A 13001-nucleotide genomic window follows, 5' to 3' on the forward strand; every position below is an offset into this window, starting at 1 on the left:
TTGTAAATTGATATTCTAATTAATTATTTTCTCTTCGATGAATAAATGGTTTTATGCCTTATTGTTTGTTTTAAGTATATGCCTTTCTGGATATTCTCAAGATAAATTTGTTATTCAGAATAAAAAGCAATCGGATAAAATTCGATTTAAATCGGTTAATAACTTAATTATCATTCCTCTTGAAATTAATGGTGTTACACTTTCATTTTTATTAGACACGGGAGTGAGTAAACCAATAATATTTAACTTCTTAAACGTCTCAGATTCGCTAAAAATAAAAAATACTACTACAATTCATTTAAGAGGTTTAGGTGGAGGAGATACGGTAGAAGCCTTAAAGTCTACCAACAACGTTATTAAAATAGGAGAGGCTGTCAAGTTAAAACAAGATTTATATGCTGTTTTTAATAATAATTTAAATTTTGCGCCTAGGTTAGGTGTTCCTGTTCATGGTATAATAGGTTTAGATGTATTTAAAGACTTGGTTGTTGAAATAAATTATGCTTCTGGCTATTTAAGGCTTACTATGCCTGAAAAATACAAGTATAAATCATGCAAAAAATGCGAAAGAATCAATCTGGAGTTTTACAATGGTAAACCTTATATAAATGCCAAGGTTACCATAAAAAACAAGGAAATACCAGTTAAATTATTAATTGATTCTGGCGGTAGTGATGCTTTGTGGTTATTTGAAGACGACTCTTTGGGCATTACATGTGGTGATAAATATTTTGAAGATTTTCTTGGTCTTGGATTAAACGGAAGTGTTTATGGAAAACGTTCTAAAATAGAAGCATTTTCATTAAATAGTTTTGTACTTAAAGATGCCAATGTGGCCTATCCAAACGATGAGAATATATTTTTTGCAAAGAAAATAAAAGACAGAAATGGTAGTGTTTCAGGAAATATATTAAAACGGTTTAATATTATTTTCGATTACCAAAATGCAAAAATGACAATTTCTAAGAATAGTAAGTTTAAAGAGAGTTTTAGTTATAATAAAAGTGGTATGGAGCTCGCTCATGATGGGGTGAGAATATTAAGAGAAATTAAACGTAGCGCAATTAAAGCAAACAGTAATACTCAAAGTACTAATGATGGTATTGTTTTAGGCAACCAATATAAATTATCGTTAAAACCAGCTTATGCGATTGTTGAATTACGATCAGGTTCGCCCGCGGAGGAGGCCGGTTTACAAATAGGAGATATTATTATAAGTATAAATGGCAAGCAAACCTATCAATTATCACTTCAACAAGTTATGCATCTATTTTATGAAGAACATGATAAAAAAATGAAGATTAGAGTAGATAGGAATGGTAAATATTTAACATTCAATTTTAAACTAAAAAAATTGTTATAAGACATAAAAAAAGGCTTGAAAATTATTCAAGCCTTTTTTACTTAATGTGTTTATCTTTTACTATTGCTGCATAACGCTTTTTTCTTGTTTGTCAAGAACACTTACTTTACTAGGGTCAATGACTTCACCTTTAATTTTTAATGCAACAGTTGGAGTTTCAGCATTCGAAATTACCGTTATTGTTTTTCTAATTGGGTTTACTCTATTCGTATCATACTTAACCTCAATTTCTCCAGTTTTTCCTGGTAAAATTGGATCTTTAGGTTTTTTTGGTATTGTACATCCACAAGTAGATGAAACTTTAGATATTATCAAAGGTTCATTGCCAGTATTTGTAAATTCAAACACACGTACACCATTCGACCCTTTTTCTATTGTTCCGTAATCAATAACTTCAGATTTAAATTCAATTTTAGCTTGAGCGTTTACAGTAAAACTGATTAAACCAATAAATAAAATAGTAATTAATTGTTTCATGATTCTATTTTTTGTTGTTTTTTGTTTTTCTTGTTTTACCCTGAAATCTTCAAGGTTTTGGTTAAAATTCGTTCATTTAACAAGTCAAACATAGTTACTTTTTCTACAACCTACAAAAATAATAGACGTAATGCAGGGATATTAACATATTCAACTCGTTCAAAAGTACGTATAGCTTTTAATGAAATAGCCCATATACAGCTTAAATATGTTGTTTTCAATATTATCATTAAACTTATATGGCTTTCATAGAAAAAGAAATATAAGTACTTTTGCAAATCATTATTCAAAAACTATTCCAAAGCATGCAAATTCCATCAAAATATGATGCAAGTCAGGTAGAAAGTAAGTGGTACGATTACTGGATGAAACATAATTATTTTCATTCTACACCCGATGAAAGAGAGCCTTACACTATAGTTATTCCTCCACCAAACGTTACTGGAGTACTTCACATGGGGCACATGCTTAATAACACCATTCAAGATGTTTTAATACGTCGTGCACGTTTATTAGGTAAAAATGCTTGTTGGGTGCCAGGTACAGATCATGCATCTATCGCCACCGAGGCTAAAGTTGTTGCCAAGTTAAAAGAGCAGGGGATTGATAAAAATGACTTATCGAGAGATGAATTTTTAAAACATGCTTGGGACTGGACGCACGAATATGGCGGTGTGATTTTAGAACAGCTTAAAAAACTTGGATGCTCTTGTGATTGGGATAGAACCAAATTTACCATGGATGATGACATGAGTGAAGCCGTTATAAAAGTTTTTGTTGATTTATATGAAAAAGGTTTGATTTACCGAGGTTATAGAATGGTAAATTGGGATCCAGAGGCAAAAACGACATTGTCTGATGAAGAAGTAATTTATGAAGAAAAACAAGGTAATCTTTACTATTTAAATTATAAAATTGAAGGGAGTAATGATGCTTTAACGATAGCAACTACGCGACCTGAAACCATTTTTGGTGATACAGCAATTTGTATTAATCCGAACGATGAGCGTTTTACGCACTTACGTGGAAAAAAAGCCATTGTACCAATTTGTAATCGAGTTATTCCAATTATTGAGGATGAATATGTTGATATTGAGTTTGGTACAGGTTGTTTAAAAGTAACACCTGCGCACGATGAAAACGACAAGGTTTTAGGAGATAAACATAATCTTGAAGTAATCGATATTTTTAATGAAGATGCCTCGTTAAATAGTTTTGGCTTGCATTACCAAGGAAAAGATCGTTTTGAGGTAAGAAAAGATATAATTGAAGAACTAAAATCAGAAGGTGTTTTAATTAAAACTGAAACACATACCAATAACGTAGGAACTTCAGAACGAACCAAAGCCGTTATTGAACCTCGCTTAAGCGACCAGTGGTTTTTGAAAATGGAAACCTTGGCTAAACCAGCAATTGAAGCTGTTTTGGGGGAGAATCCAGATATCAATTTATTTCCAAAAAAGTTTGAAAACACCTATCGCCATTGGATGGAAAACATTCGCGATTGGAATATATCCAGACAATTAATGTGGGGGCAACAAATACCGGCTTATTACTATGGTGATGGAAAAGAAGATTTTGTTGTTGCTGAAAGTATTGATTTGGCATTAGAAAAAGCGAAACAAAAAACCAATAATCAAGAATTGACAGTTGATAATCTTACGCAAGATAAAGATGCTTTAGATACTTGGTTCTCCTCGTGGTTGTGGCCAATTAGCGTTTTTGATGGTATTCGTAATCCTGACAATGAAGATATTAATTATTATTACCCAACAAACGATTTAGTAACCGGACCAGATATTTTATTTTTCTGGGTGGCTCGAATGATTATTTCTGGGTATGAATATAAAGGTAAAAAACCTTTTGAAAATGTTTATTTAACAGGATTGGTGCGCGATAAGCAGCGCCGAAAAATGAGTAAATCTTTAGGAAATTCTCCTGATGCTTTAAAACTTATTGAAGCATATGGTGCTGATGGTGTGCGTGTAGGTTTACTATTAAGTTCGGCAGCAGGTAACGATTTAATGTTTGATGAAGCGCTCTGCCAACAAGGAAAAGGTTTTGGCAATAAAATATGGAATGCATTTCGCTTAATTCAAGGTTGGGAAATCGATGAAAATATTCCGCAACCAGAAACAGCAAAAATAGGATTAGAATGGTACGAAGCTAAGTTTCAAAAAACTTTAATTGAAATTGAAGACCATTTTAGTAAATACAGATTAAGCGATGCCTTGATGAGTATTTATAAATTGATAATGGACGATTTTTCTTCTTGGCTTTTAGAAATTATAAAACCAGCATATCAAAAACCAATTGATGCAAAAACTTATAAATCGGTTATTGAAGCTTTAGAAAATAATCTTAAAATTCTTCATCCGTTTATGCCATTTTTAACCGAAGAAATTTGGCAATATATTTCTGAGAGAACGCCAGGAGAAGCGTTAATTGTAGCTAAATGGCCTGAAAATAAAGCTATAAATGAAAATCTAATAACAGAGTTTGAATTTGCAGCAGAGGTTGTTTCTGGAATAAGAAATGTTAGAAAACAAAAGAATATCGCTTTTAAAGATGCGATAGGTTTTTCAGTGATTAATAATGAAAACACAAGTCCTAATTTTAATACCGTTATTGCGAAATTAGGAAATCTTGAAAGCATTAAAGAAACTTCTGAAGCCATTGATGGTGCATTGACTTTTAGAGTAAAATCTAACGAGTATTTTATTCCTATGGTTGGTGCTATTGATGTTGAGGCTGAAATCAAAAAATTAACCGAAGAATTAAATTATACTGAAGGCTTTTTGAAATCGGTGCAAAAGAAATTATCTAACGAACGATTTGTAGCAGGGGCTCCTGAACAAGTTGTAGCTAGTGAAAAGAAAAAAGAAGCAGATGCTTTAGCTAAAATCGAAACCTTGAAGGCAAGTTTAGCTAGCTTGGGTTAATTCGTTTATTCTATTCTTTAATTCCTGTCGAGGGAGCTGTAAATCCTCGTTTTGGACAATAGGTTATGCCGTAAAGTTTACCATCTTTTAAATATCCTGAATGATAGTATTCATTGCTTTGATCTGTAGTGGAGAATGCAAAATACAATTCTGGCCAATTGTTATTTAGTATGCCGTTTGTAATTTCGCTACTGTAGAATGTTCCATTAAAGGCATTTTTATTTATAGTTTTCACGACAAAATATTGAAAATATTCATCAGAATCTGGAGTTGGCCTTAAGTCTATCTTCCAATTGCCAATAAAAGAATTGCTAGTTTCTGAAGTTTTTGAAGGTGCTTCTTGCGCTACACCATATTTTGGTAATGACAGAAACAACATAAATATTAAATATTTCATCTTATAGTAATTATTATAAAACGAAGATACTCAATTCTTTATAAGGGGCCAATGGGCTTTATAATAGGGGTTTCTATTCTCTGTATAAAAAATAGTTATTTACCAAGTCGATGTAGTTTTGTTTAGCTTCGTCTTCGCTTAAGCTTTTAGCTTGAAATAGTGCATTGGTTTTAAAAGCATTAATTATAGGTTTTTTGCTTCTTGGTTTGCCGTAGTCGTTAGTTGCTTTTTTATAATAAGCATATAATTTTAAAAGTGTATCAGCGGGAAAAGGCTCGGTATGAGCATTAACGCGATCTACAGCCTCAAGAAATTCTATGTCTAATTTTTTACTACTCATTAATTTCTGCGATAATACTTTCGCCACCTCGAACTTTATGGTTTAACGCAACCTTAATTTTAGTGTCTAATGGTAAGAATAAGTCCACCCTAGATCCGAATTTTATAAATCCAGATTCTCCACCTTGAATGGCTACATCGTCAACTTTTGCGTAATTTACAATACGTTTTGCTAATGCTCCAGCTATTTGTCTGTGTAATACTTTACCGTATGTTTTGTTTTCTACAACAACAGTTGTTCGTTCGTTTTCTTCACTGGCTTTAGGATGCCATGCTACTAAATACTTTCCAGGATGGTATTTACTAAACACCACTTTGCCTCCAATTGGATAACGCGTTACATGCACATTTATTGGGGACATAAATACACTTACTTGTAAGCGTTTGTCTTTAAAATATTCTTTTTCAAAAACTTCTTCAATCACCACTACTTTTCCGTCAACAGGTGATATAACTTGACCGTCGTTGAGAGCAGTGTTTCTTTTAGGGTTTCTAAAAAATTGTAATATTAAAAATAGAAATATTAACAAAGCGATCATGATAAGTGTTCTCAGCCACATGATATCAATAAAATAATCAGTTAGTAAATAACCCCCAACAACAAGTATCAGAGTTATCACTATAATTTTATGTCCTTCTTTATGAAACATATTTCAATATTTTTAAAAATAAATATACAAATGGTGCAGCAAAAATAATACTGTCAAGTCTGTCTAATAATCCGCCATGACCAGGCATGATTACACCACTATCTTTTACCTTAGCTTGTCTTTTAAATTTAGATTCTATGAGGTCGCCTAAGGTGCCAAACACACTAATTATAATGCTTAAAATTAGCCAACTTGTAAAATCTAAAGTCTCGGTAAAGGTAGTAATAAAATAACTTGCGATACATGAAAAAAACAACCCACCAATAAATCCTTCAACAGTTTTTTTAGGTGAAATAATTTCAAAAAGTTTTTGTTTCCCAAAGTTTTTTCCAACCAAATAAGCAAAAGAATCATTAACCCAAACTAAAATGAAAGCACCTAGTAAAATTTTTGGATTGTACGTGTCTTGAAAATAATTTGCTATTAATATTAAAAAAACAAAAGCACTAGATAAATAAAATGTGGTAAGTAAAAAGCGCTTGGTGCTAAATAACGGGATGCTTTTAATAGAAAATAAATCTTTAATTAAAAATAGATTTATAAATATGGATAAAACCGTTAAAATCTGTGTGGCTTCTTTTAATCCCGTATCTGTTTTGAGAACAACTTGCCAATATCCAAAAATAGCGTATATAATAATAAAAATAAGATACGGAATATTGCTTTTTAGCTGAATCAATTTTTTAAATTCGGCCAAACAAATAAGTCCGAATACAAAAAATAGTAAACTTAGTGCGTGTTCAAAACAAAGACTAATGAGTAATAATGCAACATAGATTAAACCAGAAAGTGATCGTACAAGCGTTTCCTTCATGTTATAAATCTTCTAACAGTAAAAGGTATAGGTTTTTAGCGCTACTACCATAACTCAAAAAATCTTTCTCATCGCCAGATTTAAAATGTTTAATGGTCGTAATATTTGTAGGGATGCGTTGTTTGTTTTTAGATTTAATTCCACGTAAACCTTCGCCAATGTTTTCAACAATTTGGCTAGTGGTGGCAAAAACAATAAAATTAAAAGGAAGCTCTGGAAGTTTTTTTTCAAATATTTGTTTTGATGAAATTAATAATGATCCATCATTAGCAATCAAATTTTCACAAGTGGTTAAAAAATAAGTCGCTTCACTAATTTTTTTCGTTGGAAGTAAATGAGAGTTTTTGAATTTCTCTTTTAAATCAGAGTCCAACATTAAAACTTGTTCTTCTTCCCAACTATTTTCTTCGATAATATTCCCAAGATTACTGTAAATTTCAGTTAAATTTTCGCAATACAAGAACTTACCGCCATTAGCTTTAAAGTTTATAGTAAACCTTTCGTCTATTGGTAGTTTTATCTCCGGCATATATTTGCCACGGTCGTCAGATTTTAATTCTTCACCTGAACGTTCAGATTTAGAACCAAAAATTTTTCTAAAAAGACTCATTTAATGTATTGCTATTAACTGAATATATTCTGAGGTTTTCCAAATATAAAAAATCTTAAATTAACCTTACGATTAATTCAAGATTTTTACCAAATGCTTAACAAATAGTAATGGTTTGGACTTATTCCTCTTCGTCTTTTACTTTATCACTAGAGTTTATAGGTTGCTCCTTTTCAAAAGCACGCTTTCCAAATATTTTTTCAAGATTATCCTTGAAAATAACTTCTTTTTCTAACAATACCTCTGCAAGTTCTGTTAGTTTATCTTTATGTTCTTCTAATAATTTTATAGCACGTTCATATTGCTCCTCAATAATACGAGAAATTTCTTTATCTATAAGTTCGGCAGTCTGTTCGCTATATGGTTTTGTAAATCCGTATTCGCTTTGTCCAGATGAATCATAATAGGTAAGGTTTCCAATTTTATCACTTAGCCCATATACAGTAACCATGGCTCGAGCCTGTTTAGTAACTTTTTCTAAATCACTTAGTGCTCCAGTAGATATTTTATTAAAAATTACTTTTTCTGCAGCACGACCACCTAAGGCTGCACACATCTCATCTAGCATTTGCTCTGGACGAACAATTAAACGTTCTTCTGGCAAATACCAGGCAGCACCTAATGAACGGCCACGAGGCACAATAGTTACTTTTACTAAAGGTGCGGCATGTTCAAGCATCCAGCTAGTTACAGCATGACCCGCTTCGTGAAATGCCACTGCGCGTTTTTCGCTAGGGGTAATAATTTTGTTTTTCTTTTCGAGTCCGCCTATAATTCTATCAACAGCATCAAGAAAATCTTGTTTATCTACAGCTTTCTTACCTTGTCTCGCAGCAATTAATGCGGCTTCGTTACACACATTAGCAATATCGGCTCCTGAAAATCCTGGGGTTTGCTTTGATAAGAAATCTAAATCCAAATCTTTAGCTTTTTTCAAAGGTCTTAAATGCACTTCAAAAATTTCTTTACGCTCACGAACATCTGGTAAATCAACATATATCTGTCTATCAAAACGTCCAGCACGCATTAAAGCTTTATCTAGTATATCAGCTCTGTTGGTTGCAGCAATTACAATAACATTTGTATTCGTGCCAAAACCATCCATTTCAGTTAATAACTGGTTTAAGGTATTTTCACGCTCGTCATTACTACCAGACATAGCGTTTTTACCTCTTGCTCGACCTATGGCATCAATTTCATCAATAAAAATGATTGAAGGCGATTTTTCTTTGGCTTGCTTAAACAAGTCTCTAACACGAGAAGCACCAACCCCTACAAACATTTCAACAAAATCTGAACCTGATAGAGAAAAGAATGGTACTTTTGCTTCACCTGCCACTGCCTTTGCTAATAAGGTTTTACCGGTTCCTGGAGGGCCTACAAGTAAGGCTCCTTTTGGGATTTTACCACCAAGCTTCGTATATTTTTCAGGAAATTTTAGGAAGTCTACTATTTCTTGAACTTCTTCTTTAGCCCCTTCAAGTCCTGCAACATCTTTAAAACTAGTTTTTACCTCTGTATTCTGGTCAAACAGTTTTGCTTTAGATTTTCCTATATTAAAAATTTGACCACCAGCACCTCCTCCGGCCCCACCAGACATACGTCTCATGATAAATATCCAAACACCAATTAAAAGTATAAATGGTAAAATACCCATGAGCAAATTCCCCCAATCGTTCGTTTCAGTATCAAAAGTTACAACTGGTTTTACAGAAAGGTTTTCAGTTAATTCTTTTAACTGATTTTCAAAATTTTGGAGGTCACCAAATTCAAACCTATAATTAGGTAATTTGGTCGCAGACGGTATAATTGTTTGAGGTTTAGAATTTTTATGAATTTCTTTTGTCTCGGCATCTTTGGTCAAATAAACTTTTGCTACACGTGTGTTTTTGACAATATCAACTCGCTCAACGTCACCATCTTCTAAATATCTAAAAAAATCTGATGGTGTTGTTTTATTTGCGTCTTGATAGGTGCTACCATTAAATAATTGATAGCCCAAAAACAATGCTATGAGTATGCCATAAATCCAATAAGGACTGAATTTAGGTTTTTTATCTTTTATATTTTTCTTTTCGTTTGCCATTCGTTTTTTTAGTAACTCGTTTCTATTATTGTTGTTTTAGCATCGCCCCAAAGACTCTCAATATCATAATAATCTCTTATATGTTTCTGAAAGACATGTACAACAACGTTTACGTAATCTATTAATACCCATTCGGCGTTATCTACACCTTCGGTATGCCATGGGTTATCTTTAAGTTCTTTGCTAACCTTTTTTTGTACAGAACTAACTATGGCGTTAACTTGCGTATTTGAAGTACCTTCGCAAATAATGAAGTAATCACAAACGGTGTTTTCAATTTCTCTTAAATCAAGAATATTTATTTCTTTACCTTTAACATCTTCAATTCCACTAATTATTACAGATATTAATTGGTCTGCGCTTATTTTTTGTTTCGCCATTAATTATTTTTAATTTATGCAAAGTTATTATTTTTTTAGTTCTTTATACTTTAAAATAAGCATAAGATTTTAGAGTATTTTAATAACCTTTATATGCACTTAATCAAACTTAATGCCATTGGCTCCACAAATAGCTATTTAAAACACTTAAATGCTACAGAATCTATAGCGGATTATACTGCCGTAATAGCCGAAAACCAAACAGAAGGTAGAGGGCAAATGGGCACAATTTGGAACGTCGAAAATTCTAAAAACCTTACTTTTAGTGTGTTTAAAGACCTTTCTGAATTTCAATTTGAATCGGCCTTTTATATTAGTATGGTTGCTGCTTTATCTGTATATAGGACTCTCGATTTATTTTCTATTCCTAAACTAAATATTAAATGGCCTAACGACATTTTGTCAGAAAACAAGAAAATATGTGGTATTTTAATTGAAAATGTCATTAAGCAAAATACTGTAAATGCTTCAGTTATTGGAATTGGGTTAAATGTGAATCAAAATAATTTTGATAATTTACCTCAAGCATCTTCATTAAAATTGGTTACAGGCAAAACTTATGATTTAAATGAATTAGCAATTACGATTATCAATCAACTCAAAGAATATTTTTTATTACTAAGTGATAATAAATTAAATGTGATAAAAAATGAATATGAATCCTATCTATTTAGAAAAAATAAACCTTCAACATTTAAGGATGCGGAAGGTGTTATGTTTTCTGGATTTATAAAAGGTGTTTCTGAAACTGGTAATCTTCAAGTTTTGTTAGAAGATGAAATATTAAAGGAATTCGATATGAAGACTATTACCCTTTTGTACTAAATGGCTTTTGGAATACTGCTAGCCAATGTTTCAATAAATTTACTTATTGGACTTTTAATCATCATTGCCATCATTGGGTTAAAATCGCCAGTAAAATCTAATTTTACTTCACTTGAATCTGAGTTTACTTCTGTAATATTTGCGATAAGCGAAAAATCTATTTTACCCCCAGCAGCACCTAATACTATTTTATTTGGCGGGATAACTTCTTTTTTCTTTAGTATAATTTCTGGCATTCCTTTTAATGCGAAAAGAAATTTATCTTCACTTATAACTTCAAATTTACTTATGTTTTCAGGCATTAAAGATTCGAAGTTTTTTATATCAGCTAAAAAATTAAAGACATCTTCTGGAGATTTATCTACACTAATTTTTGGAGATTCTAAATTCATTATTTTTTTTAGTTATTAATTGTTAAGTGGTTTTGTAAAATCCAACTCCACCGTATAAGGCTATATCAATTAGCGTTCCATTTACTTGGATTGGAATTCCAATCTGATAATGTTTTTAATTCTTTCTCAGAAATATAATTGGTTTCTAGAGCTTCTTCAAGTAAGTTTTCATAGTTGCTTAATGTATTTAGTTGTATATTCTCTTTTTCAAAATTTTCAGCAGCAACATCAAAACCATAAGTAAAAATAGCAACCATTCCTTTTACGTTAATGCCGGCTTCTTTCAATGCTCTAACGGCATTTAAACTGCTTTTACCTGTGCTAATTAAGTCTTCTACCACTACAACATTTTGTCCGCTTTCTATAAAACCTTCTATTTGGTTTTTGCGCCCGTGTCCTTTAGCATCTGGTCTTACATAAATGAATGGTAAACCTAAATATTCGGCAACTAAAATGCCTATACCTATGGCTCCTGTTGCTACGCCTGCTATAACATCTGGTTTGCCATATTGTTTTTCAATATGTTTGGCCATGGTTTCGCGAATGTAATTTCTAATGGTAGGAAAAGATAAAAGTATTCTATTATCACAATAAATTGGGGATTTCCATCCAGAAGCCCATGTAAATGGCTCCTTTGGGCTTAGTTTTATAGCATTTATTTGCAATAAAACTTCAGCTGTTTTTTTAGCGGTGTCTTTGTCAAAAATCATGGTAGCAAAATTACGTATAAATTTAAATTTAACTCATTGTAATTAATATATAATCGGTTTTTTTTTAACAATTTAAAAAGCGGCTATTTATATGTGTTCTTTCAATTTGCTTTTTACAAATAGGAAATAGATTACATTTAAATCTATTTTTTCGATAAAGCGTATTTTTTATTTGTTTAAATATATTTTACAAAAGTTAAACAAATAATATTATTGTTTAACTTTGAACAGAATAAATCAAACAATATCATGAAAGCAACACTACCAAGCCAAAGAACCAAATCTAGGAGCCTATTATTTTTTGCCTTTCTTTTTATTACATTTCAATCATTTGCAGATGTGACATGTGGAAATATTGAAGGATTCGAATTTACCAACGGACATGAGTCAACAACTTTATCTGATGGAGGTGTATACTCTATTGAGAATTTGCCTGATAATTTTTATATCAATTTGCATGTTGATGGTTATTCACAGAGTGTACGTTACGTTTTGGAAAATTTAGATACTGGTAAGAAAATAAAAATTACTGAAAACTTATTACCATACACTTTTCCAGCTGGAAATAAACCTTGGTATCTAGGAAACGCCAATTATAAATTAACCGCATCATTATATAAATACGACTTGGGGTTTGGGCGTTGTGATACTAAAACAATTTATTTTACTCTCGGAGATACATGTAGTGCGGATGCCGGTGGCTTACATGCCAATGCCGATAGCGTTGTATTAAGTGGCGGTAAAGCGATGCTTAGTGCTACAGCGGATGGCAATATCAATATTCCAGAAGGATATAGCAGTATTTATGTCTTAACTTCAGGAACAGACTTAGTGATTGAAGCTGTAAACACAGATCCAGAGTTCACAGTAAACAGTGCAGGCTTATACACCATCCATACCTTAGTGTATGATGGCAGACCAGAGAGTGCCAACTTTTTAGATTTAAGCATAGTAACTTTTGGAAGCACCACAGGTGTCGATGTATTAAATGTGGTAACCAATGCAGGTTTATGTGC

At 32.0% G+C, this 13001-nt stretch carries 14 protein-coding genes; 4 read left to right on the top strand and 10 right to left on the bottom strand.

Annotated features, from left to right (window positions below):
- The first annotated feature begins 37 nt into the window (after positions 1-37).
- Positions 38-1363, top strand: coding sequence for a retropepsin-like aspartic protease (locus BUA46_RS13050; protein ID WP_019387829.1), 1326 nt, complete (start codon positions 38-40; stop codon positions 1361-1363).
- Positions 1364-1423: 60 nt separating this feature from the next.
- Here BUA46_RS13050 and BUA46_RS13055 read toward each other — a convergent pair whose 3' ends face one another.
- On the bottom strand, positions 1424-1840 hold the full coding sequence (locus tag BUA46_RS13055; protein ID WP_019387828.1) for a DUF1573 domain-containing protein: 417 nt from the start codon (positions 1838-1840) through the stop codon (positions 1424-1426).
- A 305-nt stretch (positions 1841-2145) separates the two neighbouring features.
- Between BUA46_RS13055 and BUA46_RS13060 the strand changes: the two genes are divergently transcribed.
- Positions 2146-4782: a valine--tRNA ligase gene (locus tag BUA46_RS13060; protein ID WP_019387827.1), complete on the top strand. Its 2637-nt coding sequence runs from the start codon at positions 2146-2148 to the stop codon at positions 4780-4782.
- A gap of 10 nt (positions 4783-4792) precedes the next feature.
- On the opposite strand, the gene BUA46_RS13065 is transcribed toward BUA46_RS13060, so the two are convergent.
- From BUA46_RS13065 to rsfS, 7 genes are all read right to left on the bottom strand, one after another.
- Positions 4793-5179: a hypothetical protein gene (locus BUA46_RS13065; RefSeq protein WP_035106387.1), complete on the bottom strand. Its 387-nt coding sequence runs from the start codon at positions 5177-5179 to the stop codon at positions 4793-4795.
- 73 nt (positions 5180-5252) lie between these two features.
- Positions 5253-5519, bottom strand: a complete 267-nt coding sequence (locus BUA46_RS13070) for an acyl-CoA-binding protein (RefSeq protein WP_019387825.1) — start codon at positions 5517-5519, stop codon at positions 5253-5255.
- Entirely contained in the window at positions 5512-6168 is a 657-nt protein-coding gene (locus BUA46_RS13075; protein ID WP_019387824.1) for a phosphatidylserine decarboxylase family protein, read from the bottom strand. Before BUA46_RS13075 ends, BUA46_RS13070 begins: the two co-directional genes overlap by 8 nt.
- Positions 6158-6982 carry a phosphatidate cytidylyltransferase gene (locus BUA46_RS13080; RefSeq protein WP_019387823.1) on the bottom strand — a complete coding sequence of 275 codons (825 nt, stop codon included), beginning with the start codon at positions 6980-6982 and terminating at the stop codon, positions 6158-6160. The genes BUA46_RS13075 and BUA46_RS13080 overlap by 11 nt, the downstream gene beginning before the upstream one ends.
- 1 nt (position 6983) lies before the next feature.
- Entirely contained in the window at positions 6984-7592 is a 609-nt protein-coding gene (locus BUA46_RS13085; protein WP_019387822.1) for an LUD domain-containing protein, read from the bottom strand.
- Between the two features lie 121 nt (positions 7593-7713).
- Positions 7714-9678, bottom strand: a complete 1965-nt coding sequence (ftsH, locus tag BUA46_RS13090; protein ID WP_019387821.1) for an ATP-dependent zinc metalloprotease FtsH — start codon at positions 9676-9678, stop codon at positions 7714-7716.
- Positions 9679-9686: 8 nt separating this feature from the next.
- Positions 9687-10058 (bottom strand): ribosome silencing factor, encoded by a 372-nt coding sequence (rsfS, locus tag BUA46_RS13095; RefSeq protein WP_019387820.1) that lies wholly within the window; start codon positions 10056-10058, stop codon positions 9687-9689.
- 93 nt (positions 10059-10151) lie between these two features.
- Between rsfS and BUA46_RS13100 the strand changes: the two genes are divergently transcribed.
- Positions 10152-10883, top strand: a complete 732-nt coding sequence (locus BUA46_RS13100) for a biotin--[acetyl-CoA-carboxylase] ligase (RefSeq protein ID WP_019387819.1) — start codon at positions 10152-10154, stop codon at positions 10881-10883.
- On the opposite strand, the gene BUA46_RS13105 is transcribed toward BUA46_RS13100, so the two are convergent.
- The gene (locus BUA46_RS13105; RefSeq protein ID WP_019387818.1) at positions 10880-11275 is read right to left on the bottom strand and encodes an SRPBCC family protein; all 396 of its coding nucleotides are present in this window, start codon (positions 11273-11275) and stop codon (positions 10880-10882) included. The two genes, BUA46_RS13100 and BUA46_RS13105, sit on opposite strands and share 4 nt — an antisense overlap.
- 65 nt (positions 11276-11340) lie before the next feature.
- Positions 11341-11985, bottom strand: coding sequence for an orotate phosphoribosyltransferase (gene pyrE, locus BUA46_RS13110; protein WP_019387817.1), 645 nt, complete (start codon positions 11983-11985; stop codon positions 11341-11343).
- Positions 11986-12234: 249 nt separating this feature from the next.
- On the opposite strand from pyrE, the gene BUA46_RS13115 reads away from it, so the two are divergent.
- Positions 12235-13001 (top strand): hypothetical protein (locus BUA46_RS13115; protein ID WP_218587871.1); only part of this gene is annotated, 767 nt, incomplete at its 3' end.

This window comes from Algibacter luteus (assembly GCF_900141715.1).
Classification (GTDB): domain Bacteria; phylum Bacteroidota; class Bacteroidia; order Flavobacteriales; family Flavobacteriaceae; genus Arenitalea; species Arenitalea lutea.